The sequence below is a fragment of the Providencia sp. AGC89 genome, from assembly GCF_053543535.1.
This window is the reverse complement of record NZ_JBIXLP010000096.1, coordinates 1-26,960: the sequence shown is the minus strand read 5'-3', so window position 1 is coordinate 26,960 and position 26,960 is coordinate 1. Positions and strand designations below refer to the sequence as shown.

23 protein-coding genes and 1 other RNA gene are annotated in these 26,960 nt (G+C 41.2%); 7 read left to right on the top strand and 17 right to left on the bottom strand.

Annotated elements, in window-relative coordinates; all coding sequences use genetic code 11:
* The 7 genes from ACIPUA_RS23325 to xerD all read right to left on the bottom strand — a co-directional run.
* On the bottom strand, positions 1–2,091 hold a 2,091-nt coding region (locus ACIPUA_RS23325; protein WP_449060210.1), incomplete at its 3' end, for a hypothetical protein.
* 20 nt (positions 2,092–2,111) lie between these two features.
* Entirely contained in the window at positions 2,112–2,660 is a 549-nt protein-coding gene (locus ACIPUA_RS23320; protein WP_042845030.1) for a hypothetical protein, read from the bottom strand.
* Positions 2,661–3,504: 844 nt separating this feature from the next.
* Positions 3,505–5,022 carry a lysine--tRNA ligase gene (gene lysS / locus ACIPUA_RS23315; protein WP_042845032.1) on the bottom strand — a complete coding sequence of 506 codons (1,518 nt, stop codon included), beginning with the start codon at positions 5,020–5,022 and terminating at the stop codon, positions 3,505–3,507.
* A 7-nt stretch (positions 5,023–5,029) separates the two neighbouring features.
* Positions 5,030–6,131, bottom strand: a protein-coding gene (gene prfB, locus ACIPUA_RS23310) for a peptide chain release factor 2 (RefSeq protein ID WP_105881210.1) whose coding sequence is annotated in 2 segments (ribosomal slippage) — positions 5,030–6,052 and positions 6,054–6,131 — 1,101 coding nt in all. Because the reading frame shifts where the segments join, the coding sequence is not laid out codon by codon here.
* Positions 6,132–6,250: 119 nt separating this feature from the next.
* Positions 6,251–7,984: a single-stranded-DNA-specific exonuclease RecJ gene (gene recJ, locus ACIPUA_RS23305; protein WP_042845035.1), complete on the bottom strand. Its 1,734-nt coding sequence runs from the start codon at positions 7,982–7,984 to the stop codon at positions 6,251–6,253.
* A gap of 9 nt (positions 7,985–7,993) precedes the next feature.
* On the bottom strand, positions 7,994–8,698 hold the full coding sequence (gene dsbC, locus ACIPUA_RS23300; protein WP_042845413.1) for a bifunctional protein-disulfide isomerase/oxidoreductase DsbC: 705 nt from the start codon (positions 8,696–8,698) through the stop codon (positions 7,994–7,996).
* A gap of 21 nt (positions 8,699–8,719) precedes the next feature.
* On the bottom strand, positions 8,720–9,622 hold the full coding sequence (gene xerD / locus ACIPUA_RS23295) for a site-specific tyrosine recombinase XerD (protein WP_042845037.1): 903 nt from the start codon (positions 9,620–9,622) through the stop codon (positions 8,720–8,722).
* Between the two features lie 117 nt (positions 9,623–9,739).
* On the opposite strand from xerD, the gene fldB reads away from it, so the two are divergent.
* The gene (gene fldB, locus ACIPUA_RS23290; RefSeq protein WP_042845038.1) at positions 9,740–10,258 is read left to right on the top strand and encodes a flavodoxin FldB; all 519 of its coding nucleotides are present in this window, start codon (positions 9,740–9,742) and stop codon (positions 10,256–10,258) included.
* 53 nt (positions 10,259–10,311) lie between these two features.
* Here the strand turns inward: fldB and ACIPUA_RS23285 are convergent, their stop codons facing one another.
* Together ACIPUA_RS23285 and sdhE are read right to left on the bottom strand one after the other, a co-directional pair.
* Entirely contained in the window at positions 10,312–10,722 is a 411-nt protein-coding gene (locus ACIPUA_RS23285) for a protein YgfX (protein ID WP_042845040.1), read from the bottom strand.
* Positions 10,703–10,969, bottom strand: coding sequence for an FAD assembly factor SdhE (gene sdhE / locus ACIPUA_RS23280; protein WP_042845042.1), 267 nt, complete (start codon positions 10,967–10,969; stop codon positions 10,703–10,705). Before sdhE ends, ACIPUA_RS23285 begins: the two co-directional genes overlap by 20 nt.
* Positions 10,970–11,218: 249 nt before the next feature.
* On the opposite strand from sdhE, the gene ygfZ reads away from it, so the two are divergent.
* The 3 genes from ygfZ (at position 11,219) to ACIPUA_RS23265 (ending at position 13,891) form a co-directional block, all read left to right on the top strand.
* A complete protein-coding gene (ygfZ, locus tag ACIPUA_RS23275) occupies positions 11,219–12,208 on the top strand; it encodes a tRNA-modifying protein YgfZ (protein WP_129466207.1) in 990 nt (329 codons plus the stop codon).
* Positions 12,209–12,219: 11 nt separating this feature from the next.
* Complete coding sequence (locus ACIPUA_RS23270) at positions 12,220–12,840, top strand: HD domain-containing protein (RefSeq protein WP_042845046.1); 621 nt, start codon at positions 12,220–12,222, stop codon at positions 12,838–12,840.
* 160 nt (positions 12,841–13,000) lie between these two features.
* Positions 13,001–13,891, top strand: coding sequence for a hypothetical protein (locus tag ACIPUA_RS23265; protein WP_449060209.1), 891 nt, complete (start codon positions 13,001–13,003; stop codon positions 13,889–13,891).
* A gap of 115 nt (positions 13,892–14,006) precedes the next feature.
* Here the strand turns inward: ACIPUA_RS23265 and gcvP are convergent, their stop codons facing one another.
* From gcvP to ACIPUA_RS23230, 7 genes are all read right to left on the bottom strand, one after another.
* Positions 14,007–16,883: an aminomethyl-transferring glycine dehydrogenase gene (gene gcvP, locus ACIPUA_RS23260; protein ID WP_042845048.1), complete on the bottom strand. Its 2,877-nt coding sequence runs from the start codon at positions 16,881–16,883 to the stop codon at positions 14,007–14,009.
* Positions 16,884–17,435: 552 nt separating this feature from the next.
* Positions 17,436–17,828: a glycine cleavage system protein GcvH gene (gene gcvH / locus ACIPUA_RS23255; protein ID WP_042845049.1), complete on the bottom strand. Its 393-nt coding sequence runs from the start codon at positions 17,826–17,828 to the stop codon at positions 17,436–17,438.
* A gap of 45 nt (positions 17,829–17,873) precedes the next feature.
* Entirely contained in the window at positions 17,874–18,968 is a 1,095-nt protein-coding gene (gene gcvT, locus ACIPUA_RS23250; RefSeq protein WP_042845051.1) for a glycine cleavage system aminomethyltransferase GcvT, read from the bottom strand.
* A 544-nt stretch (positions 18,969–19,512) separates the two neighbouring features.
* Positions 19,513–20,742 carry an FAD-dependent 2-octaprenylphenol hydroxylase gene (gene ubiI, locus ACIPUA_RS23245; protein WP_449060208.1) on the bottom strand — a complete coding sequence of 410 codons (1,230 nt, stop codon included), beginning with the start codon at positions 20,740–20,742 and terminating at the stop codon, positions 19,513–19,515.
* Positions 20,743–20,769: 27 nt separating this feature from the next.
* Complete coding sequence (ubiH, locus tag ACIPUA_RS23240) at positions 20,770–21,948, bottom strand: 2-octaprenyl-6-methoxyphenyl hydroxylase (protein WP_042845054.1); 1,179 nt, start codon at positions 21,946–21,948, stop codon at positions 20,770–20,772.
* A gap of 32 nt (positions 21,949–21,980) precedes the next feature.
* Positions 21,981–23,303: a Xaa-Pro aminopeptidase gene (gene pepP, locus ACIPUA_RS23235; protein ID WP_042845055.1), complete on the bottom strand. Its 1,323-nt coding sequence runs from the start codon at positions 23,301–23,303 to the stop codon at positions 21,981–21,983.
* A gap of 158 nt (positions 23,304–23,461) precedes the next feature.
* Positions 23,462–24,040 carry a YecA/YgfB family protein gene (locus tag ACIPUA_RS23230; protein WP_042845057.1) on the bottom strand — a complete coding sequence of 193 codons (579 nt, stop codon included), beginning with the start codon at positions 24,038–24,040 and terminating at the stop codon, positions 23,462–23,464.
* Positions 24,041–24,179: 139 nt separating this feature from the next.
* Between ACIPUA_RS23230 and zapA the strand changes: the two genes are divergently transcribed.
* The 3 genes from zapA to ACIPUA_RS23215 all read left to right on the top strand — a co-directional run bounded on the left by zapA (position 24,180) and on the right by ACIPUA_RS23215 (position 25,541).
* Positions 24,180–24,509, top strand: a complete 330-nt coding sequence (gene zapA / locus ACIPUA_RS23225) for a cell division protein ZapA (protein WP_042845059.1) — start codon at positions 24,180–24,182, stop codon at positions 24,507–24,509.
* A 110-nt stretch (positions 24,510–24,619) separates the two neighbouring features.
* A non-coding RNA gene (gene ssrS, locus ACIPUA_RS23220) (6S RNA) lies at positions 24,620–24,801 on the top strand.
* Between the two features lie 149 nt (positions 24,802–24,950).
* Complete coding sequence (locus ACIPUA_RS23215; RefSeq protein WP_048607925.1) at positions 24,951–25,541, top strand: 5-formyltetrahydrofolate cyclo-ligase; 591 nt, start codon at positions 24,951–24,953, stop codon at positions 25,539–25,541.
* 46 nt (positions 25,542–25,587) lie between these two features.
* Here the strand turns inward: ACIPUA_RS23215 and serA are convergent, their stop codons facing one another.
* Positions 25,588–26,838 (bottom strand): phosphoglycerate dehydrogenase, encoded by a 1,251-nt coding sequence (serA, locus tag ACIPUA_RS23210; RefSeq protein WP_042845062.1) that lies wholly within the window; start codon positions 26,836–26,838, stop codon positions 25,588–25,590.
* Between the last annotated feature and the right edge of the window lie 122 nt (positions 26,839–26,960).

The following is a 26,960-nucleotide window of genomic DNA, read 5'->3' as shown; positions in this document are numbered from 1 at the left end:
GCTGGCTTGGCTCATCATGGCGGTTTGTTTTTCCATGTTTGCTTGCAGTTTTTGCAGCTCTGCATTGGCTTGTTTTAACTGTGCCTGTGCCGTGGCGTAATCCTGTTCATTTTTCTGCAAACGCGCTTGCAGCGCAAGTTGCTGCTTCTCGCTGTCAGTAAACTGTTTCGATAATGCATTTTGCGCCGCTTGGTGCTCTGCCAGCTGTTTCTTCGCTGCCGCCAATTCGCTTTCTAACGCCGCTTTCTGGGCTAATTTCGCGGTTTGTTCCGCCAATGACGCTTGGATTTTATCGGCTTGCTGCGCTTTGTCTTGTAACTGCTTCGCCAACTGCTGGTTCTGCTGCTCTAAAGCTTTCGCTGCTGCTTGTTGTTTGGCTAACGCTTCACGCGTGGCTTGGTTTTCAGCTTGTGATTTTTCTAAGCCTTCTTCTTGTTGCTTGAGCAAAATAATTTGCTTATTCAAATCCGCCGTCAGCGCTTTCACTTGAGCATCGCTGGCTTGGTTCATCATGGCGGTTTGTTTTTCCACATTCGCTTGCAATTTTTGCAGTTCTGCGTTGGCTTGTTTTAACTGGGCCTGTGCAACTGAGTAATTCTGCTCATTTTGGCTTAATTGAGCCTGTAATCGTGCTTGTTGTTTTTCGCTATCTACTAATTGTTTTGCGAGTGTGTTTTGTGTGGTCTGGTGATTGTTAAGCTGTTCTTGAGCTTCTTTTAATGCAACTTCTAAAGCGGCTTTTTGTTCTGCTTGAAGTGTTTTTTCTGCTAATGATGCCTGGATTTTCTCAGCTAACTGTTCTTTCTCAACTAATTGCGACTGCAACTGTTGGTTTTGTTGTTCTAATAATTTCGCACTATCTTGCTGCGCCTTCAAAGCCACTTGAACATCATCTTTTTGGCTCTGTACTGCTGCTAATTCACTTTCTTTCTGCTTAAGCAACTCTTTTTGCTGCAACAGTTCAGCAGTGACTGATTTTATTTGCTCATCAGTATTACCTGCCATCTGTAATTGATTTTTCGCATCTAACTCTAATTTAGCAATATCCGCTGTAAGTTGTTCAATCTTCAGATTTGCTGCAACAAATAATTGTTCTTTCTCAGCCAATTGCTGTTTAAGTTTTGATTGCTCAGTAATACTATCATTCAGTTGATTTTCAAGTTGAGCAATGGTTTCTTGTGTTTGTTGGTTTTCTTGGCTTAATTGTTCAAGGCTATTTTGTTTTTGCTCAATAGCTTTTTGCGCTTCAGCTAATTTAGTATTCAAAGTATCAATTAGCGATTGATCATCTGATGAATCTAATACAGCCTGTAATTGTGCGATTTGCTCTTTATTTTTAAGCACCTCAGCATTCAGTTTATCAATCTCAAATTGTTTCTCAGTGATTGTATGCGTCAACTGAGCAATACTCTTATTATGATTAATAAGTTCTGCGACTAATTGATCATCGTTCAACAAGTTGTTATACGCAATTAATTGCCCTACCCCTTGCGCAATACCAAATTTATATAAATTGGTTAATTGCTGACGTTCAATAAGTTTAGCTAATTGCTCAAGGTAAGCTGAAGCATCAATACCCGTTGGTTTCGTATATTTAGATGAATACAAACCCAGTGGATCGAGGACAAGTTGATATTTCGCAAAGTCTTTCGCGAGATAGGCCGGATTCCATTGATTACTCTGGAAAAAATAAGGATAGGACGACAATAAAACAGGTGCAACCACATTTTCGGTTGTCACTGCACAAACTTCAGGAAAGGTTGTTGTATCTGAATTTTCAGCCTCAGTTTTCGCTACATCATTTTTCTTGTTTGATGCCGCAGCTGATTTTTTCTTCCCTGAGTTCTTTCCTTTGGTCCCTTTGTTGGCTGCCGCAGACTTTTGTTTTTCATTTGGCGCAGGGACCGTAGATAGCGAAGAAAAGATATCATAACCTTGGTTTTGTGTATTAACTGGTAATTGTTGTTTTTGCTCTTGCACCTTACCTTCTTTTTCTAATTGAAGGTAAGTATCAAAATCATCAATAACATTGTTAAAGCGCTCTGCTTTTGGAGCATGACTAAAAAAAGTCGTAACAAGTGCCAGCGACACACAAAGCCTAAGGTTTATTCTCATAATCCACTAATTTTCTTCAACGTTGATTCGGTAGACAATACTGAGTTATAGCGAACTTTTGCGCACAACACTTTAGTTTTAGACTCTATTGCCATTTGTAATAGTTCAATTGTGTCGGGGCTAGCAGTACCTTCAACTTGTCGATATAGGCGGTTGATTTCGCTAACCTCTTTAAATGAACCTACTAAGCGATTGTAATCTTTAGGTGAGAGCGTTTTTAATGCGTTTAATTCTTTAACACACGTATTTAGATGAGCAAATGTTTGCTGGTTAGCCGCATTATCACCATAACTTGTGGATGCTATTGGTGTGCGGTCGATAGCATTATTTAGAACTTTTTGAGATTCAGGGTAAGAATCATCAACCTGCCCTTGAGTTGCGGTTGCATCCGCTACTGGTTGAGCGGTATTAGTATTGACTACCTGCTTACTTGGGGTGTTCGGTGTTGCTGTATTGTATGTGTCTGAGCCAAATGTACAACCTGAAAGAAGAGCTGTACTTGCTATAAGCAAAGATGCAACATAAAATTTATTTTTTAAAAACATATGGTTACCTTACCAGCACTTTTCTTCGCTATTATAATGATGTCCAAGAAACCTAGTGTAAGCTAAAAATTAGCTATTTTCTATAAGCCCGAATGTAGAAATAGAGTGTTCTCATAAATTTATGATTAAATTAATTTTAGTTTCAAAATAATTTTATCGCTACATTTTAGTTATTTTTATGAGCTTATTCTCATTAATACGCCAAATAAGTGATAACTCAACACCTATGAGTAGGCTTTTTAATTATATTATGTTAGCAAAAGATTATTTAAACCGTTAACCTAATCGTAAATCAAACAGTCTAATAACATCTTAGGTCAAGCCTAATTCTAAGTATTTCTTTGTAACACTTGCTAACAAATAAAGCAGTCATCCACTTTGCAAAACAAATCTATTTTTCATTTTTATTACAAACAACGGGTTAAAGAATGCTTTAGCATAGCGAGGAGCTATCCATAATAAATGCAGTTCACTTTAAAACATTAGCTACAAACCTCGCAAAAAAACAATAAAACTTATACTTAATCAATATGTTGCATAGAAGCACACATTAGTATAACAGTAATTTTGCGCCATCAATTATACCAGCTATCTGTCAGAATTACTTATATTAAATTGATACCATTCGTAACTCAAATTTATTTTTGATTTTAATATATGTTTCATTCGTCGTATTTAGCAGAGACACAACGATTAAATGTGCAAACTTAAACGAGACATTGCAATATAAAACAAACAAGGTAGTAATTTTACAACTAAAATGATGAGCTTGAATAAAGCATAAAAAGAGTATAAAGGATGGGGATAAATAAAATGCCCAGATTTAACTGGGCATATATAGTATTTAAGCTTTACTTGGACGTAATGCAGGGAACAAAATAACATCGCGAATTGTATGACTGTTAGTAAACAACATCACCATACGGTCAATACCAATACCAAGACCAGCTGTTGGCGGTAAACCATGTTCTAATGCAGTAACATAGTCCTCGTCATAGAACATCGCTTCGTCATCACCTTCATCTTTTTGACGAACTTGTTCGGCAAAGCGCTCTGCTTGGTCTTCCGCATCATTTAATTCCGAGAAACCATTACCGATTTCACGACCACCGATGAAGAATTCAAAACGGTCAGTGATGAATGGGTTATCATCATTGCGACGCGCTAATGGTGATACTTCAGCCGGATATTCGGTGATAAAAGTTGGTTGGATTAAATGACTTTCCGCAACTTCTTCAAAAATCTCACATTGAATGCGGCCAAGACCCCAGCTCTTCTCAATTTTGATACCAATTGATTGAGCAATCGCAACCGCTTTATCCATATCGTCTAAGTCAGCAACATTAGTTTCTGGACGATATTTACAGATAGCTTCTTTCATTGTTAATTTAGTAAATGGTTTACCAAAATCAAACTGCTGCTCACCATATTGAACAACCGTATTCCCTAACACTTTTTGTGTCAGTGTACGGAAGAGATCTTCAGTTAAAGCAATCAGATCACGGTAATCCGCATACGCCATATAGAGTTCCATCATAGTGAACTCTGGGTTATGGCGTGGAGATAGCCCTTCATTACGGAAGTTACGGTTAATCTCAAATACACGTTCAAAACCACCAACAACTAACCGTTTTAAGTACAGTTCTGGTGCAATACGTAAATACATATCAATATCTAACGCATTATGATGAGTAATGAACGGACGAGCAGATGCCCCGCCAGGGATAACTTGCATCATTGGTGTTTCGACTTCCATAAAGCCATTATCCACCATGAAATTACGGACTTCTGCAAGGATCTTCGAACGAACAATAAATGTATGACGTGACTCATCGTTAGCAATCAAATCAAGATAACGTTGACGATAACGTGTTTCTTGGTCTGCTAACCCATGAAATTTATCAGGCAAAGGGCGAAGCGCTTTAGTTAATAAACGCACTTCGTGACAATGAACCGTTAATTCACCTGTTTTGGTTTTAAATAAACGACCTTTTGCACCAAGGATGTCACCTAAGTCCCATTTTTTGAATTGCTCATTGTAGACGCCTTCGGCTAAATCATCGCGAGATACGTAAATTTGGATGCGCCCACCAACATCTTGTAACGTGGCAAATGACGCTTTACCCATAATACGGCGAGTCATCATACGACCTGCAATCGACACTTCAATATTTAAGTCTTCAAGCTCTTCTGATGTTTTATCATCATATTGAGCATGAATTTTGTCAGAAATATTTTCACGACGAAAATCATTGGGGAATGGAATACCCTTTTCACGCAATGCCACTAATTTTTCTTTGCGGGCTTTAAGTTCGTTATTCAAATCAGGTGCTTGTTCAGCGCCTTGTTGTTCCTGAGACATTTTTTCCTCACAGGCCAGCTTTTAAACTAGCTTCAATGAATTTATCCAAATCACCATCCAGTACGGCTTGCGTGTTACGCGTTTCCACACCAGTACGTAAATCTTTTATTCTTGCATCATCAAGGACATAAGAACGAATCTGGCTTCCCCAGCCAATATCGGATTTGTTCTCTTCCATCGCTTGCTTATCTGCATTTTTCTTCTGCATTTCCAGTTCGTATAACTTAGCTTTTAACTGGCGCATCGCTTGGTCTTTGTTTTTATGCTGCGAACGGTCATTCTGGCATTGAGTCACAATATTCGTTGGAATGTGTGTGATACGAACCGCTGACTCTGTTTTGTTAACGTGCTGACCACCAGCACCAGAAGCACGGTATACATCAATACGCAGATCCGCTGGATTAATGTCGATATCAATATCGTCATCCACTTCAGGGTAAATAAACGCAGAACTAAAAGAGGTGTGACGGCGCCCACCTGAGTCAAACGGGCTCTTACGCACTAAGCGGTGAACCCCGGTTTCCGTTCTTAGCCACCCGTAGGCATAGTCACCAATAATTTTGACCGTTGCAGATTTCAGCCCAGCAACATCACCATCAGATTCTTCAATAATCTCGGTTTTAAAGCCCTTTGACTCTGCCCAGCGCAAATACATGCGTAACAGCATACTTGCCCAATCTTGCGCTTCAGTACCGCCAGAACCTGCTTGTAAGTCAATGTAGCAATCAGCGCTGTCATACTCACCTGAGAACATACGGCGGAATTCGAGCTGCTCTAACTTACCTTGTAGTAGCTCTAACTCAGCACCGGCTTCGTTGAAAGTATCTTCATCGTCGGCCTCAACTGCCAACTCCAATAAACCTTCTACGTCCTCAAGGCCTTGAACCATCTGGTCAATCGTTTCTACGATAACTTCAAGGGATGAGCGTTCTTTACCAAGTGCCTGAGCCCTTTCTGGTTCATTCCAGACATCTGGTTGCTCAAGTTCAGCGTTGACTTCTTCTAAGCGTTCTTTCTTGGCATCATAGTCAAAGATACCCCCTCAGAACCTCTGTCCGTTCAGACAGGTCCTGAATCTTACTTTTTACTGGGTTTATTTCAAACGTCATTTTTCAATATCTTATGGTTAGTCAAAAATAAAATTTTTATTTACAAACCGTTTAGTATAACGGAATTTATCTCAGGTTTATAGCGGCATCAAACGCTATTTCTCTGGCTATTTGTTAGCTCAATCCGGCCAAATATGTTCAACCATTAACTGGACATTTTTTTGCCCACGGTATTCATTTACATCAAGTTTAAACGCAATTTTTGCTTTCTTGATGCTGTTATCAGGCCACCGGCGAACATCAATATTAAACATGATGGCATCTAGCATAGGCCCACCACAAACAGGTTCTAACATCAATTTAAGGTGACGCTCCCCAACTAACCTTTGTTGTAGCAACTGGAAATGCCCGTCAAATACAGGTTCAGGGAATGCTTGCCCCCATGGGCCACTTTCACGAAGAAGCTCAGCTGTTTCTAAACAAAATTCATGGCGCGATAACTCACCATCGCTCCAAACTACGCCTGAAAGCTGCTCGGGCTGAATGAGTTCACCCATTAATAGTTCAAAATGATGTTTAAAAATATCAAATTTATCGACGTCCAAAGTCAACCCAGCCGCCATGGCATGGCCACCAAATTTTTGCATCAGCCCAGGTTGTAAGGTATTTAGCCGCTCTAAAGCATCTCGCATATGTACACCTTGAATTGAACGCCCTGACCCTTTTAATATCCCATCCCCTGCCGGTGCAAAAGCAATAACCGGGCGATGGTATTGTTCTTTTATCCTTGAAGCCAAAATCCCAACAACACCTTGGTGCCATTCAGGATGGTAAATCGCTAATCCATTAGGCAATGGGTTATTACCGTATTCAAGTTTATTAAACAGAACCAATGCTTCTTGTTGCATCCCTGCTTCAATATCGCGACGTGTTTGGTTTAAACCATCAAGTTCGTTAGCAAGCTCCCGAGCATGGGCCATATCATCTGTTAATAATAACTCAATACTCACGGACATATCGTCTAACCTACCCGCAGCGTTTAGCCTTGGACCAAGTGCAAAACCGAAATCATTTGCGACTAACCTAGATAAGTCCCGTTTAGAAACTTCAATTAATGCTTTAATACCAACACAGCAACGGCCTGCTCTAACACGGTTTAAACCTTGATGAACTAAAATGCGATTATTGGTATCAAGGGGAACCACATCTGCCACAGTCCCTAATGCGACTAAATCAAGGTACTCTGCTAAATTAGGCTCACTAAGACCTTGTTGCGTAAACCACCCTTGTTGGCGTAAATGTGCACGCAATGCAGACATCAAATAAAAGGTCACGCCAACACCAGCGAGTGATTTGGACGCAAAACGGCAATCATTTAGATTTGGGTTAATAATTGCATCAGCTGCAGGTAAAACTTCGCCGGGCAGATGGTGATCCGTAATAATGACATTTATTCCATATTGGTTAGCTACGGCAACTCCCTCATGAGATGAAATACCATTATCAACAGTAATAATTAAATTTGTCCCGCGTTTATAAGCTTCTTCAACAACAAGCGGCGTTAAACCATAGCCATTTTCAAAACGATTAGGAACAATATAATTAAGGTTTGCATAGCCCATCGCTTTTAAGGCGCGGATAGCTAATGCCGTGCTCGTTGCCCCATCTGCATCAAAATCACCAACGATGGTGATCGCCTGATGTTCAACCAATGCGCGATAAAGCAGTGATAACGCATCCCCAATACCAGCTAATGAACGATAGTCCAATAAATTAGACGCTTTACGTTCTAATTGCGTTATGTCCGTGATCCCCCGATGCCGATAAATGCGCTGTAACAGCTCCGGTAAACCAGGTAATTGGACAGCCGAGTTATCTTGGGTTCTTTGTTGTAATAACGTTTCTACATTCACAATAATTAACTATTTTTGGTCAAGTAACTGGATAAGAGCATCTGGCTTAAGAAAACCGGGTAACATTTGGCCGTCTGGTAATATGATGGCAGGCGTCCCTGTGACTTTAAATAAATTGCCGACATTCATATGTTTGCTTAAGTCAATTTTGCAACCATCAATCATCGCAATTTCGTCCCCTTTAAATGCCTGAGTCAAGGCTTTTTGAGGGAGACCATTACACCATATTGATGCCATTTTTTTACCTACGTCGCTATCAGCGCCTTGACGCGGATATGCAAGATAACGAACCGTAACCCCTTTACTGTTTAACTCACCAACAGATTCATGCAATTTTTTACAGTAACCGCAGCTAATATCGGTAAAGACAGTAACAACATATTTTTCTCGAGGCGCTTTGAAAATAATCATTTCATTTTTTAGTGCTTCAATTTTTTTCATCAGTGGCTGATTACTAATATTGACTGGGTTTTTGCCACTCATGTCATAAATCGGCCCTTGCAGTAAATATTTACCGTCGTCAGTGATATAAACAATACCAGTTGTTGTTTCAACGACATTCAAGCCGACTATTGGTGAGGGTTTAATTGCCTCAACCGACATATCGTATTTTTCTAACGTATCGCGGATCACTTTTTCTTCGGTTGCGCCATATACTGTCGCTGTAAATGCCGTAATACACGCGGCAGCCAATAATAACAATTTGCGTTTCATAGATAATCCTTTAATCATACATCACCCCCTTGGGTGATGTTGCTCATGTAACATGCGTAACCGTTCTGTGGCAACATGGGTATAAATTTGTGTTGTGGATAAGTCACTATGACCTAATAACATTTGCACAACACGTAAATCCGCCCCGTGGTTCAATAAATGGGTTGCGAATGCATGCCTCAGTACGTGAGGTGAGAGTAGTTCAGTATCAATATGAGCAAGTACTGCATAATATTTTATCCGATGCCAAAAAGTTTGCCGTGTCATTTTAGTGCCACGCTTACTGGGAAATAAAATATCGCTGGTTTTGCCATTCAATAGTTCAGGACGACTTTCATCAATATATTTTTCTAGCCAGTATATTGCCTCTTCTCCCAATGGAATCAATCTTTCTTTATCACCCTTACCTACCACACGGATGACACCTTGACGTAAACTGATATCTGAAAATGTTAAGCCTATCAATTCAGATACTCGCAAACCACAAGCGTACAACACTTCTAACATCGCTTTATCTCGTAACTCAAGCGCATCCTCTGTTGCGGGTGCATTCAATAAATCTTCGACTTGCCGCTCACTTAAATCCTTAGGTAAACGCTGAGGAATTTTGGGTGCTGCAATAACCGCAGATGGGTCATCGAGACGTATTTTTTCACGATACAAATACTGAAATAACCTACGCATAGCACTTAATAGGCGAGCAGAGCTGGTCGCTTTATAACCGCCATCAATGCGTTCTGCTAAAAAAGATTGCAGGTCAATTGACTGAACACTTTCTAAATACAATTGGTGAGCATCAAGCCAGTTGTCTAACGACTGAAGGTCATTACGATAAGATGCCAAAGTGTTTTCGGCAAGATCTTGTTCTAACCAAATGGTATCAAGAAATTGTTCAATTAATGGATTAAGTTGTTTTATTTCCACGAAAAATGAGCTTCCTTAGGGTAAGACCACACAATTCTATTATGCCTGAATGTAGTTGCTTCTGTTACAATACATCTCTTGTGATGAAAACCATAGCTGGACATAGTAACAATATATATGAAAATAGGTCTTTTTTACGGTTCTAGTACCTGTTATACCGAAATGGTTGCAGAAAAAATACGTGATATTCTGGGCGATGATTTCGTCACACTGCATAACGTTAACGATACACCGCCAACTGAAATGGAACAGTATGATGTTCTTATTTTGGGAATACCAACGTGGGATTTTGGTGAAATACAAGAAGATTGGCTAGAAATTTGGGAAGCGCTTCCCACTCTTAACTTAGCAAATAAAATTGTTGCTATGTACGGGTTAGGAGATCAAATAGATTATAGCGAATGGTTTCTTGATGCCTTGGGCATGTTATACCACCAATTAAAACCAACAGGTGTCAAATTTGTCGGTTTTTGGCCTACTGATGGCTATGAATTCGAAAGCCCAAAACCCTTAAATGAACAGGGTGATAAATTTGTTGGGCTAGCATTAGATGAAGTTCATCAATTTGAGCAGACCGATGAGCGCATTGCGCAATGGTGTGTGCAAATTTTGCAAGAAATCGAAGCTTCCCTGTAATACATGAACATAAGTGACTAAGGTTCTTTACGGCTACTTGTTTTTCAGTAGCCTTAAATATCAGGGTATTGAAGTAATAATTGGTTCAAATTACGCCAACTTTCCTCAGAAACAGAGTCTTTAGCAACCCATAGGTGAATTTTTTGTTGCTTACCTTGTAAAGCTTCTAATGACAATAAGATGCCATAGCGGCTCAACCAAGGTGCTTTCACAATATTCCATTCATTCTTTTTCCATTGGACTTTATTACCATTAACCAACACAGCAACCCCTTTTATTTTGCTGATGTTCTTTTGGCTTTTTGCCCAACTAGCCACCACAACCGCAAGAAGTGGCAACCATATCATTGAATGAGCCGGTGCCCATGGTGCAACAAGCAAAAACATGCCTACTGCCCCATGAACACAGGTTGAAAAAAACTGTGTTTTCCATGAAATGGAAAGATTAGATTTCCACAGGACCACGATTTTTATTTTTTTCCTGAATCAGTTTTACCATACGAAATAGCTCGTCGTCATCTGGGCGACCGTGATTCATTAACCAGTTAAATAAATCAGGGTCCGCACACTCCAATAAACGGACAAACACCTGTTTATCATTGGTTGTCAGACTATCATATTCATACTCAAAAAATGGCATGATTGAAATATCTAGCTCACGCATACCGCGGCGACAAGCCCAATGAATTCGCGCCTTGTTCTCAATATCCATTCCACTACGACCTTTTGTTGCAGTTAACTGATAAGATTGATTATTTTCAATACTCTAACAGATTATCTACTGAGAAAACATGCCATAGGCTACATTGTTGTAATTTTAGTAGTAAAATGCCGTTTTTCTACAAACAGATAACAAAAAAATACTCAATAATACCCGTGGTATCATAATAACTACTTGCAATGTTATCTAGCTATTTTACCATTAAGCACCTTTATCTATCAAAGAACAACAGGTGAAATCATGACTACCCAAATTGATATTGATAGTACACAACAATTTCCCTTTGAATCACACTCTTTACCGCTCGTTTTGATTTCACTGGAAAACTGGGAACTTATCCACCTTCATGGCCTAGACGCAGAAAAATATTTACAAGGCCAAGTGACCGCAGATGTTGCCACACTCACTCAATCACATGCATTAACTGCCCATTGCGACCCAAAAGGTAAAATGTGGAGTGACCTGCGGTTATTCCATCATTTAGAAGGGTTCTCTTATTTATTAAGAAGCAGTATTGCTGATACGCAACTCGCTGAACTCAAAAAATATGCAGTTTTTTCCAAAGTAACATTTGAGAAAAAAAATGAGCTTAAGCTACTTGGGGTAGCGGGTAAAGGAGCAAGAGCAGCACTTTCAGCAGTCTTTAGCGTTTTACCTGACGAACAAAACCAAGTAGTCACTGACGGTGATTCGACTTTACTCTATTTTTCATTACCTACAGAACGTTTTTTAGTGGTTACAACAGAGGCAACAGCACAGACAATAGTGCAGACACTCGGTGCCCCACAAGTCAGTGATGAACAGTGGTTAGCACTCGATATCGAAGCAGGCTTTGCCGTTATAGACCAAGAAAATAGCGCTCAACACTTACCTCAAGCGGCTAATTTACAAGCTCTTCCTGATGGAATTAGCTTTAAAAAAGGCTGTTACACGGGTCAAGAAATGGTCGCTAGGGCCAAATTTCGTGGTGCCAATAAACGCGCAATGTATTTGTTAAAAGGAACAGGTTCAACACTCCCAAATATTGGTGAAGGCGTTGAATGGCAACTCGGCGATAAATGGCGCCGTACTGGGACAGTTCTTGCCACGGTTCGCTTAGGGAATGGCAAAATATATGTGCAAATCATTATGAATAACGATATGGAACCTGACAGTGTTTTTCGCGTTATGGGTGATGAGCAAAGCCATTTAACTATCGTACCGTTGCCATATTCATTAGAAGAAAAATAGTTGGGGTTTTTATGTCATCTGTATTAGGTAACGAGCCTATTGAGGTTATCAAGTTTGGGGCTTTTACCGAGGTCGTCCAATTTTTAATGGAATTAGATAAGCTCAAAAGTATTTACCGTAAAAATAAGTTATTGAATCGCGAACGCCAAGAAAATACTGCCGAACATAGCTGGCAGTTTGCAGTTGCAGCCATGAGCTTCGCCCCTTATGTTCAAGGTGTTAACATTGAGCATGCGATTAAATTAGCATTAGTTCACGACATAGTTGAAATTGACGCAGGTGATGTCATGGTATTCGATAATGCTGCTCGTGACGCTATCCATGAAGAAGAAGTTAAAGCGGCTAATCGTATTTTCAACCTATTGCCTAGCCCGCAAGCTGAAACGCTTTTAGCATTATGGAATGAATATGATGCGCTTGAAACTCCTGAGTCCATTTACGCCAATGCGATTGATAGGGCTATGCCAATGCTGATGAATTTACATAATCAAGGGCAAAGCTGGGTTGAAAACAACATCCGTCTTGAGCAAGTAATCAGTAAATGTGATTATATAGAGCAAATTCTTCCTGATTTTTATCAACAACTTAAATTACAGTTAGAGCAAGCCCAGCAAAAAGGCTGGTTACTGTAATTCCCGATAAGCGGCTTAACGGTCGCTTATAAAAATCCTATAACCTCCTTCAAAACTAATTTTTAATACATTTAATAGTTTGCTAATTAATAAGATGTTACCTATGGTTTAAACAAACATTCACGTGATGTATTGATTATCAATTAGGTGACATATGCCAATGAATAAAATTAGCTCATCCCCTTATCTATTGTTACTTGATGTCCATTCTCCAGCCATTATTCAGTTTAATAAATCAACCTATCAAATTACATGCCTAATAGAACAATTAGGTGGAACACCAGATGGTATCGCCGTCGACCCAACGAATAAATTAATTTATTGGAGTAATATGGGAGAGGATTATGACGCTGATGATGGTTCAATTAACGTAATGAACTTCGATGGTAGTGGGCGAAAAATGTTGTTAGGTCATGGAGATGTCAGAACACCAAAACAGCTACAACTCGATTTAATCAATCAAAAGCTATATTGGTGTGATCGCGAAGGGGGAAAAGTTGCTTCTTGCCATGTCGATGGCTCAAACTTGCAAACTCATGTGGCAAGGCCCAGAAATAAGCAAAACCAAGTTGATATTTTAGACCAGTGTGTCGGTATTTCTTTAGATATTCCCAACAATTGGGTTTATTGGACACAAAAAGGGACGCCAAAAGGTAATCTTGGTCGTATTTTCAGAGCACCACTAAAACCAAACATTCAGCAACCACCCGAGAACCGAACTGATATTGAACTATTACTTGATCGCCTACCTGAGCCTATTGACCTATTACTTGATGAAGAAGCCTGTCTTTTATATTGGACGGATAGAGGTGCCGAACCGGATGGTAATAGTTTAAATTGTGCAAATGTGACGGCGCATGGCGTCAATAATCACAAAGTTATCAGCCGTGGTTTCAAAGAAGCTATCGGTCTCACTTATGATAAACCTGCTCAATTAATGTATGTCGCAGACCTAAATGGCGGGGTTTATCGCGTAACAATACCGACCGGTGACGTTGAGAAAGTTTATCAAGGTAAAAACTATACGGGGATCACCCAGTATTCACCTTAATTTATCATGTGAATATATTAAAGAAAAAGGCCTGACTCAGTCTAATATTGAGTTCAAGCCTTATAACTAATTTATTGATAGTGCTCAACATGATATGAGCACTTTAAACTATATCTTACATATACTCTTCAATCGGAACACACGAGCAATGTAAATGACGGTCGCCATACACATCATCAAGACGTTTAACCGCTGGCCAATATTTATTAGCTTTGGTTTGCGCCGTCGGGAACACAGCCAATTCACGGCTATAACTGTGAGGCCATTCTTGCGTTAGCTCGGTTTGGACATGAGGAGAATTCACCAGAGGGTTATCCTCAAGCGTCCACTGCCCTTCAACCACTTGGTCAATCTCATCCCGTATTGCTAACATCGCCTCAATAAAACGGTCGATTTCAGTGATACATTCCGATTCCGTTGGTTCTATCATCAACGTGCCTGCCACAGGGAAAGACATGGTTGGGGCATGAAAACCATAGTCAATCAACCGTTTAGCTATATCAAGCTCACTGATGCCGGTATCCTTTTTAATTGGGCGTAAATCAACGATACATTCATGAGCAACGTAACCATCTTGCCCTGTATATAAAATGTCATAGCGGCTGGAAAGGCGTTTAGCAATATAGTTCGCATTCAAAATAGCCACTTGGCTCGCTTTGCGTAAGCCATAAGAGCCCATCATTCGGATATACATCCAGCTAATGGGCAAAATAGAAGCGCTACCAAATGGAGCAGCAGAAACTGCACCTTGGTCTGTGACCATTTCTTGTTCAACTACTGAATGCCCTGGTACAAACGGAGCTAAATGTTTTTTCACCCCAATTGGACCCATACCTGGACCGCCACCACCATGAGGAATACAGAATGTTTTATGTAAATTTAAGTGAGACACATCCGCGCCAATAAAGCCCGGTGTCGTTAACCCAACCTGAGCATTCATATTTGCTCCATCAAGGTAAACTTGTCCACCATATTGATGAATAATTTCACAGACTTCGCGAATACTTTCTTCATAAACCCCATGTGTAGATGGATAAGTCACCATGACACAAGAAAGTACATCACTATATTGCTGCGCTTTATCGCGTAAATCGTCTAAGTCGATATTCCCTTCATCATCACAACGTACAACCACGACTTCCATACCTGCCATATGGGCAGACGCTGGATTGGTTCCATGAGCGGAAGCTGGGATCAAACAAATATTCCGCCCCCCATCATTACGGCTTTCATGATAACGGCGGATAGCGAGCAGCCCTGCATATTCCCCTTGTGCACCTGAGTTAGGTTGCATACAAACCGCATCGTAACCCGTTAATTGCACCAACCAATGAGAAAGCTGTTCAATCATTTGATGATAGCCTTGTGCTTGGTCCACAGGGCAGAATGGATGTAGCTCCCCAAATTCTGGCCATGTAATCGGGATCATCTCCGCGGCTGCATTAAGCTTCATCGTACACGACCCCAGCGGGATCATCGCTTGGTTCAACGCTAAATCTTTACGCTCAAGGCTATGCATATAACGCATCATTTCTGTTTCGCTGTGATAGCGATGAAAATTCGGATGAACTAAGATTTCATCTGCCCGTTGCATAGATTTTGGAATGGCGTGTTCTTGATTTGCAACAGATTGGTCTAATTTTTCAAAATCCAATTTAGTGTCAATACCCGTGATCACCGTAAACAGCTCATTTAAGTCCTGGCGAGTGGTGACTTCACTAAAGGTGACCCCCACGGCTCCACGAATATCCGTCCGTAAATTGATGTTTGCTTTTTCTGCTCGGGCTAATACTGCGGTTTTATCTTCTACTTCAACTGCTAAAGTATCAAACCAAGTTTTATGGCGTGATGAGAAACCCGCTTCGGCTAAAGCTTTAGCAAAGATTGATGTGAAGCGATGAATACGCCCAGCAATCATTTTTAAACCTTCAGGACCATGATAAACCGCATACATAGCCGCAATATTGGCTAACAAAACTTGTGAGGTACAAATATTTGAATTCGCTTTTTCACGACGAATATGCTGCTCACGGGTTTGCATCGCCATACGCAATGCTGTATTCCCCGCGGCATCGCGTGACACACCGATAATACGCCCCGGCATTGCACGTTTAAACTCATCACGGCAAGCAAAGAAAGCTGCATGTGGACCACCATAGCCCATAGGTACACCAAAACGCTGCGCTGAGCCAAATACGATATCGGCCCCTTGTTTACCCGGTGCAGCTAATAACACTAATGCCATCATGTCTGCAGCAACACAGCTAACGATTTGGCGCTGTTTTAACGTTGCGAATAGTTCACTGTAATCATGGATATTACCGGTTGTGCCCACTTGTTGTAACAAGGCCCCAAACACCCCTTCATGTTCAAGAACTTTTTCTGCACTATCAACAATCACTTCAAAACCAAAGGTACCGGCTCGTGTTTTTACAACGTCAAGGGTTTGCGGGTGAATATCATCAGCAACGAAGAAACGTTCAGCATTCTTTAACTTACTAATTCGTTTTGCCATCGCCATGGCTTCAGCCGCCGCAGTCGCTTCATCTAATAATGAGGCTGATGCTAAGTCTAATCCGGTAAGGTCAATCGTTAACTGCTGGAAATTAAGTAATGATTCTAAGCGGCCTTGTGAAACTTCAGGTTGATATGGCGTGTAAGCTGTGTACCAACCGGGGTTTTCCAATAAGTTACGCAAAATAACAGGGGGAAGCACCGCGGGTGCATAACCCATCCCAATATAACTTTTAAAGCGTTTATTCAGTGATGCGATAGCTTTCAATTCAGCTAAAGCTTCCTGTTCAGTTGCCCCACCACCTACTCTTGGTGGCTCTGAAAGTAAAATTGCTTTAGGAACAATTTTGTCCATCAAAGCATCTAATGAGGTTGCACCCACAGTATCTAACATGGTTTTTATTTGTTGTTCTGATGAACCAATGTGGCGTGAAATAAATTCTGAACGGTTTTCTAATTGACTCAGTGACATCGACATATCTGTGTTCCCATCCTTTGTCTGCTATGCATAAGTTGTAGGGCGGTTATTACGGAACTTGCGAGGTAACGACTTGTTGCTTGCTAATTATATTTTTCAACTCTCTAAATAGTTCATCTTGTGACTAGGCGGCAAGCGGAGACAATCTTGGGGGGCATACACTAGTATGTGACCCGAGTTGTCAAGTGCAGCCAACACCCACAAAACAAACGTATTAATAAACCCTATAAATAATTCATCTTATAACTCATACTGAAAGTATTTATTCTAAATAGTTTGCGTTGTGGCTAGGCGGCAAGCGGAGACAATCTTGGGGAGCATACACTAGTATGTGACCCGAGTTGTCAAGTGCAGCCAACACCCACAAAACAAACGTATTAATAAACCCTATAAATAATTCATCTTATAACTCATACTGAAAGTATTTATTCTAAATAGTTTGCGTTGTGGCTAGGCGGCAAGCGGAGACAATCTTGGGGAGCATACACTAGTATGTGACCCGAGTTGTCGAGTGCAGCCAACACCGCCACAACACAAAATATGACGAATAAATTATTCTTCGACTTCAATCATTGAGATATAACCCGCCGCATCAATTAAGTCCGCCAGCTCAGAGGTATCCGACGCTTTAATTCGGAAAATCCAACCTTCTTGATAAGGCTGTTCATTTACTAGTTCAGGTGAATCATTCAGGTCGCTATTAACTGCAACAATTTCACCGCTCAAAGGTGCGTAGATATCAGATGCCGCTTTTACGGATTCCACAACAGCACAGTCATCACCTGCGCTAACCACGCTACCAACCTCAGGTAAATCAACAAACACCATATCACCCAGAGTTTCTTGCGCATGCTCAGTAATACCAACGGTATACTCACCGTTACCTTCATCACGCAGCCACTCATGTTCACGGGTATACAATAATTCTTTAGGTGTATTGCTCATTATTTGCCTCTCAATTTTAAAATTTGTTTATCGGGTTACCCCAAATTACACTAAGCAGTTACCTTCGCGGACAAAGCCCGGTTTAACCACTTCAACTGGCATTTCTCGATGTCGAATTTCAACAATCGCTTTGTCTTGAATTCCGTTAGGGACACGCGCCAACGCAATACTAAATCCGAGAGTTGGAGAGAAAGAACCACTCGTGATTACCCCCTCTTGTAATTTACCCAATTCATCAGTAAAGCGGACCACTTGCCCTGCTCGCAGTATACCTTTTTCACGCATCACAATACCGACGAGTTTTTCAGTTCCTTGTTCGCGTAATTGTTCTAATGCCTCACGCCCAATAAATTGGCGGTCTTCCGGTTTCCAAGCAACCGTCCACCCCATATTCGCGGCTAGAGGGGAAATACTTTCATCCATATCTTGGCCATAGAGATTCATACCTGCTTCTAAACGCAATGTATCACGTGCGCCAAGGCCAGCAGGATGGACACCCGCTTTTAATAACTTATGCCAAAAACCAACAACTTGATTTTTCGGCATCGCAATTTCATAACCTTTTTCACCGGTATACCCTGTCGTGGCGATAAATAAATCCCCTGTTTGGACACCATAGAAAGGTTTCATGCCAGCAATGGCTTTATTTTGCTCATCACTGAGCAAGGAGTGTACTTTTTGCTGAGCTTGAGGGCCTTGAACTGCCAATAAGGCTAAATCATCCCGTACACGAATTTCGACAGCATAACCCGCTGCGTGCTGCTCAATCCATGCGATGTCTTTATCCCTTGTCCCAGAGTTAACCACCAAACGATAGAAACCCTCTTCCAAATAATAAACAATCAGGTCATCAATAACCCCACCGGATGCATTTAACATACCCGTGTACAAGGCTTTACCTTTCTCTGTAAGTTTATTGATATCGTTAGCGAGTAGATAACGAAGAAAGTCACGACAACCTTCACCATGTAAATCGACAATAGTCATATGGGAAACATCAAACATCCCTGCATCGGTTCTGACGAAATTATGTTCATTGATTTGAGAACCATAATGCAACGGCATCATCCAGCCATGAAAATCCACCATCTTTGCGCCGCAGGCTATATGCTCTTCATATAGTGTTGTTTGCTTTACCATGAATACCCTCTTTACATTATTTATATGACAGGGTGATTGCGTGGTTAAGAATACCTATTATCGATTAATCAATTGGCATTACTAACCTGACGCAAACGATAACATTTTTAAAAACCTACCATTGTTCGCGGCTAGATTCTATAAAAAAAAATAGGGCTACTGCTCCACTGTATTACTGATTACATCCTACTTTTACCAGTGCTTTTTGTTAAATAATTGAGAATGATCACTCAAAATGCTTACAATCAAGGCAGGATAGATTAAAAAGCAACCAGATTATATTCTTTATGAATAAAATTGGAGAGCAAAACCCAACGAGCAAAATAAGTAAAACTAATGCGAAATGTAGCTGCAATTAGTTTTTTTCAGTCATACTGTGAAAATAATACTGCGCCCAAATAGCAAATTAAACGAAAGACCATGGCAGGATCAGGGATTAAACAATACGAGTTATTTCTGGCAACAGAATATGTATTAACAGACTTGGAATTTAATATGACAAGATAAAGGTATAACTGGCGCTATACCTTTACTGAACAAGAAATTAGAGCGACTCTTCTAATGATAGTTTTTCCAACCATTTAGGCATATCAGATAACCCCATAGCATGGTTCAATAACTGGGGTTTAACACCCGGCAAACTATCAGCCAAAACTAAACCAATATCACGCAGCAGTTTCTTCGCAGGGTTATTCCCCTCAAATAGCTCTCGGAAACCTTGCATCCCCGCTAGCATCAATGCAGCACTGTGTTTTCGACTACGCTCATAATCACGCAAGTAGAGATATTGGCCAAAGTCTTTACCCTCCCGATGTAAGCGTTTAATTTCACCAATTAACATCGCCACATCCATAAAACCAAGGTTAACGCCTTGACCAGCCAATGGGTGGATAGTATGTGCCGCATCACCTAATAAAGCTAAGCGTTGAGCGGCAAATTGCCTAGCATAACGCCCTATTAATGGTATTGTTAGCCTGTCACTTTCTAATTGGCAAAGACCAAGACGTAAATCAAACGCCACTGCGAGCTCTTTATCAAAACTTGCCTTATCTAACGTTTGTCGCCTTGCAGCCTCCGTTGCCCCTTGTGACCAAACAATAGAACAAAGGTGTGGGTCACTTAAAGGTAAAAACGCTAAAATGCCTTCACCATTAAAAGCTTGCCTTGCGATCCCCTCATGGGGTTTTTCGGTTCTGATCGTTGCAACAAGCGCAGTATGCTCGTAATCCCAAAAAGTCAGCGGGATATCAGCATGGCTACGTAACCATGAGTTTGCCCCATCAGCCCCAACTATTAGCCTTGCCGTCAGCATGTTTTCATCTTCTAATGTGATAAAAACATCATTTTCCCCCCAAGCCACTTTTTTTATCGCTGCAGGCGCTAATAACGTTACATCCCTTAGTTGAGACGCTTTATGCCATAAAGCATCTCGCACCACATTATTCTCAATAATATGACCTAAATGGGTCAAATTTTGTTCGTTAGCAGAAAATGTAATACGGCCAAAGCTGTCGTTATCCCAGACTTCCATACCACCGTAAGCTGAGGCTCGCATTTCTTTAATAGCTGACCAAACACCTAAGTGAGTAAGTAATTTCTCACTCGCTGCATTAATTGCCGACACTCTTAATGCGTAAGGTTCTGCCGCTGAAAATGTGCATTTAGGGGGGGTATTTTCAACCACAGCGATACGTAGGCCACTGCCTTCTAAACCACAAGCCAGCGCAAGTCCAGCCATACCCCCGCCAGCGATAACCACATCAAATGATTGCATGTTATTAATTTCCTCTCTATTTCGTGGTTATTGGTGTGTAACCCAACCCAATGTTTGGCGCGCCAAAACATCGCGAGCGGGTGGCAACATTTCCATTGCCATTAAGCCTAAATTACGGCCAACAATCAGTGGTAAGCAACGGTTAGCAAATATGCGTACTAACCCATCGGTCATTGTGACGGTTTTGTCCCTATCGAGAGCCCGTATTTGTTGGTACTGACTTAACAACGAATAGCTGCCGATATCTTGATTATCAGCATGTGCATTCACCACCGTTTGAGCTAATTGCATAACATCACGGAGCCCTAAGTTAAAGCCTTGCCCTGCAATAGGGTGTAATGTTTGTGCTGCATTACCAACCAGTACCACTCGGTGGCTGACCGGTGTCAGTGCCTTGCGTAATACTAATGGGTAGCAATGACGCTTACCGGCCATCACAACCTCACCTAAACGCCAACCAAATGCTTGTTGTAGCCTGTGAATGAATGTTGCATCATCCCATGCATTAATGGCATCAGCTTGTTCTTGATGGTGGCACCAAACCAAAGAGCTACGCCCTTGTGACATAGGTAATAGTGCAAGGGGGCCAAATTCAGTAAAGCGTTCAAAGGCTTGGCCTTTTGGGTCAACCGCCGTTTTCACATTAGCGATGATGGCTACTTGCCCATAATCATCTTGTTGCCATTGTATGTTACATGCTTTACCAATCGCAGAATGGCTACCATCAGCGGCAACCAATAATTGACCAGTTACTGTATCACCATTGTCCAAAGTCACGCTAACAGAGCCTTGTTCACGATGAACACTTTCGACTTTGGCGGGGCAGTATAATGTCACCCCCGGCGCTTTACGCAGAAGGGAGAATAAACGGGTTCCAGCCTCATGTAACTCAATCACATTACCCAATGCGGCAATATGATAATCTTTTGCGGCAATATTGACAAAACCCGCATGCCCTCTATCAGAAACATGAACGTGATTAATCGGTGTCACACAATCTGAGAATGCAGGCCACACCCCTATTTTTGATAAATACTGGCAAGTACCATGTGCTAATGCAATGGCTCTAGCATCAAACCCTGGGTGCTTGCCTTCCGGTAAAGCGGCCTCGATGAGTGAAACCGATAACTTTCCTTGGCTAAGGGAAGAAATAGCGAGTGCTAACGTCGCGCCCGCCATTCCGCCCCCCACGATAATCACATTCATGCGTTATTTCTTACCTTTATTAATAACTCTTTTTAAACCAAACGCTGTTTTGCTTGCAACATTAAAGCTTCTATTTCATCTGGGTCTTTCACGACCAGATCTGTCAGATTTTCGTTGCCCTCTGCAGTGATCACAATATCGTCTTCAATACGTATGCCGATACCACGGTATTGAGGAGGCACATCAGCATCTGGTGCAATATATAAACCAGGCTCGACGGTTAATACCATCCCAGGCTCAAGTATACGGTCTCTATCGGTCCCATAAAAACCGACATCATGCACATCTAGCCCTAACCAATGACTTAAACCATGCATAAAGAAAGCTTGATATGCTTTGTTTTCGATCAATTGATCGACATCGCCTTGTAAAATACCTAAGGCCACTAAGCCTTCGGTTTTGATACGCACAATCTGGCGAGTAACCTCATGCATACTCGTTCCCGGGCGATACAATTCTAATGCGGTATTTAGAGCTTTCAGCACGATATCGTAGACTTCGCGCTGAGCTTGGCTAAATTTGCCATTAACAGGAAATGTACGCGTAATATCCCCCGCATATCCCTCAAACTCTGCCCCTGCATCAATTAATACCAGCTCACCATCCTTCATTTGGCATTCATTTTCGGTGTAATGCAAAATACACGCGTTTTCACCGCTTCCAACAATAGAATTATAAGAAGGGAAACGTGCACCATGACGGGTAAATTCGTGCTCTAACTCACCGCATAACTGGTATTCATACATATTTGGCCGACAAGTTTCCATTGCTCGGATATGTGCAAGGGCTGAAATCCGCCCTGCCTCGCGCATCGTATTAATTTCTGCTTCCGATTTAAATAAACGCATTTCATGCACAATCGGACGCCAATCCACCATAGTTTCTGGCGCACGCAGATTACGACGGCTTCCCTTACGTAAAACATCTAGTGCATCAAAAACGAGTTTATCTGCGTAAGCAAATTCACCTTGAGCATGGTAAACCACATCTAATCCGTTGAGTAACTGATACAACTGCTCTTCAACTTCGTTAAATGGTAAGGCTTTATCAATGCCTAGCTTTTCAGGAGCGGCCTCTTGACCAAGACGACGCCCAAACCAAATTTCAGCTGTTAAATCGCGGACCCGATTAAAAAGAACAGTATGGCTATGTTTTTCATCACTTTTAATTAAGACTAATATAGCTTCAGGCTCGCTAAAACCGGTCAGATAAAGGAAATCACTGTGCTGACGATAAGGGTATTCACAATCCGCATTGCGCTGTGCAGGCGGGGCAGAAAAAATAATTGCTGCACTACCTGACTGCATTTTTGCCAATAATGCGTTACGACGAGAAATAAATTCCTGTTTATTCATACCGTTTTTGCCTTATTATCTGAATTATGATGTTGCTAATATTATGCTAGCGAACAATACGCGCTGGCGACAATGACCCAAAGCTGGATAAACCAGCTCTAAGTTCCCCTATTTTAGTGATAAAACAGAGCTCATGTGTAAAACTGACGCGATTAGAATTAATGAAGGATAGGCTTATTATTCTCAACCGCTGTTGGGCCTTTATTTGGCTCAACTAATGCGATATAACATAGCTGTACCGCAACCCTGACGTACTCAACCACTTCTTCTAGCGCTTGCTCAAGCTCTTCTTGGTCTTCGTCTTCGTCATACCCAAGCATTCCGATATTACGTAAATCTGTAATAACTTCTGCAATCTCTTTTTTATCCGCCAGTTTGGGTTGAGCCACCCCAACGCCTAATAAAAAGTGATTAACCCAACCCGCTAATGCGTCTGCATGGTCAAAAATAGAGGCGTCTTCATCAGGGAATAGCATAGTAAATGCAAATTCACTGTCATCTAGCGACTCAAAAGTGGTGTCAAATAAATCACGTAGTGGCTGTGAAATTGTTTGAGGAAATGCTAAACCATCGTTAGCAAGGTCATGGACTAATGTTTGCCAGCTATGATCACGGCTACCACCACAAATTAACCCCGTTATTAGACCATGGATTTCAGCTGCGGTAAGTGCTATTGAGTGCTGTTGTAACAGTTTGTCCAGTGTTTCATAGTTTGGTAAAGATTTTTGTATAGACATCTGAATTCGTCATGTTAGCTTATGATTCGTGATATGCTACCATCAAGGATAGCCGCTAGACCAGTATGCTTTTGTCTTATCTATTAATTGCGCCAAATATGTTGTATTTATGGCGAACATTATTCAGTATGGAGGTAACATGTCCGCACAACCTGTCGACATTCAAATTTTTGGGCGCTCACTGCGAGTCAACTGCCCTGCAGAACAAAAGGAAGCCCTTCTTGAGTCGGCTAAAGAATTAGAACAGCGCTTGCAGAACCTAAAAGATAGAAGCGGTGTCACCAATATGGAACAACTTATTTTTATCGTAGCATTGAACGTCTGTCACGAATTAGCACAAGAAAAGACAAAAACGCGTGATTATGCTTATAATATGGAAGAAAAGATAAAAATGTTGCAACATACTATTGAACAAGCGTTGCATGATCAGGTAAAAATTACTGAGAGGCAAGTATTGCCCCTAGAGTAAATTCGCTTATTAATCAGACACTAGTAGAAAAAAATATCCAAAATTAAGGTTGCATTTTAAATCTAGTTTTGTACAATGAAATCACTGGGTAACGAAAGTACTCAAACCAAATTTCTCTGAGATGCGCGTGAGTGGGCGAGTCCCCTGAGCCGATATTTCTACCAAACAGAATGTGGTTATTGCGCTGGTGAGCATGCCTGATTCGTTCAGGAAGCCTAAAGGTTGCTAAACTGCGTTCACCTTGAACCAAGGGTTCAAGGGTTACAGCCTACAACGGCATCTTGGAGACCCTCTACTGTATTCCTATTTACCTTTAATAACACACACCAATAATACAACGTCGTATTGATTCAGACGATTTACTTTTCTACAATAATTTTCGCCTTGCGATATACTCTAAATAGTTAATTATTTCCTATTGCTGATAGAGTAGGTTTTCATATGCAAGATGCCCTTTCCACACAACGCCAGCAAGTACGCCAATCCATCCGTCAGGCTCGTCGTCAATTAACCACGAAACAACAACAGTTAGCCGCTCAACTGGTCATGAAGAATGCCTTGCAGCACCCAAAGATTAACTCAGCGAAATGCATCGCCCTATTTCTCTCGTTTGATGGTGAAATTGATACTAGGCCATTAATTAGTGCACTGTGGGAACAAGGCAAACAGGTTTACCTTCCTGTTTTACACCCTTTCAGCCGCCATCATTTACTTTTTCTTCGCTATCACACAAAAACACAGTTAGTCAAAAACCGCTTTAATATTGATGAACCCCCACTCAATGTACAAGATGTACTCCCTATAGAAAAACTGGATATCATGTTCATTCCCCTTGTGGCTTTTGATAGCCAAGGGCAGCGATTAGGAATGGGGGGTGGGTTTTATGATAGGACATTAGCTCATTGGCAACAAACCGGTTTTTACCCCATCGGCTTAGCCCATGATTGCCAGCAGGTCGAGGCACTTCCCGTAGCGCACTGGGATATTCCGTTACCTGAAATTATTACGCCACAAAAAATATGGCGCTGGTAATTAATACCTGCGCCATCATCATCAAGTAAAAGCAACCAATGCTAATTTAGAACAGCAAACGTGCTCGGATAGTGCCTGGCAGTGCTTTTAGCTTAGCTAAGGCATCATCTGTTTGACTTGGGCTCTGCGTTAACACATCGATCACCACATAGCCAACATTACCAGCTGTACGTAAATACTGCCCAACTACGTTGATATTATTCTCCGTAAATACTTGGTTAATGCTATTAAGAATACCTGGGCGGTTTTCATGAATATGCAAGAAACGGTTAGTATCCTCGGTATGTACTGGCAGTGAAACCTCAGGGAAGTTAACAGCAGATAACGTTGAACCATTGTCTGAGTATTTTGCTAATTTACTTGCAACTTCTAACCCGATGTTTTCCTGAGCCTCTTCAGTCGAGCCACCAATGTGCGGTGTTAAAATCACATTGTCGAATTTAATTAATTCAGAGATAAACGGGTCGTTCGGGTCATTATTCGCCGCTGGCTCTGTTGGGAATACGTCAACGGCAGCACCTGATAAATGCTTGCTTTCCAGCGCAGCTGCCAATGCTGGGATATCCACCACTGTACCTCGAGAAGCATTAATAAAAATAGAACCCGGCTTCATACGGTCAAACTGCTCTTTAGCAAACATATTTTTGGTGCTTGCTGTTTCAGGTACATGTAAGCTCACGACATCACTCATATTAAGCAGTTCAGTTAAAGAACGGACCTGAGTTGCATTACCTAATGGCAATTTGTTTTCTATATCATAGAAGAAAACATTCATACCGATCCCTTCAGCTAAGATCCCCAACTGAGTACCAATATGACCATATCCAACAATCCCTAAACGCTTACCACGAGCTTCAAAGCAGCCTTTAGCTTGTTTTTCCCATATCCCACGGTGTGCTTGCATATTCGCTTCGGGAATACGGCGTAATAACAGTAATAGTTGACCTAACACCATTTCTGCAACGGAACGAGTATTGGAAAATGGCGCATTAAATACTGGAATACCGCGTTTTGCCGCAGCATCTAAATCAACTTGGTTAGTCCCGATACAAAAACAGCCGACTGCAACTAATTTCTCTGCTGCCGCAAAAACCTCTTCAGTAAGGTGAGTACGGGAACGGATACCAACAAAACGTGCATCTTTAATCGCTTTTTTTAATTCTTCGTCGGATAACGCGCTTTTGTGGTATTCAATATTGGTGTAACCTGCTGCTTTTAGGTTCTCAACCGCACTTTGATGCACACCTTCTAGCAGTAAAAATTTTATTTTGTCTTTTTGCAAAGATACCTTGACCATTTCCCCTACCCTATCGTGAACGTACTAATAATTTATAACCGATGAATTTGCATGTTTGCTTCGCATTCTTCAAAGCACCTGTAAAAATCGACATCCACCCACCTTGAAGTATGCAGCTATAC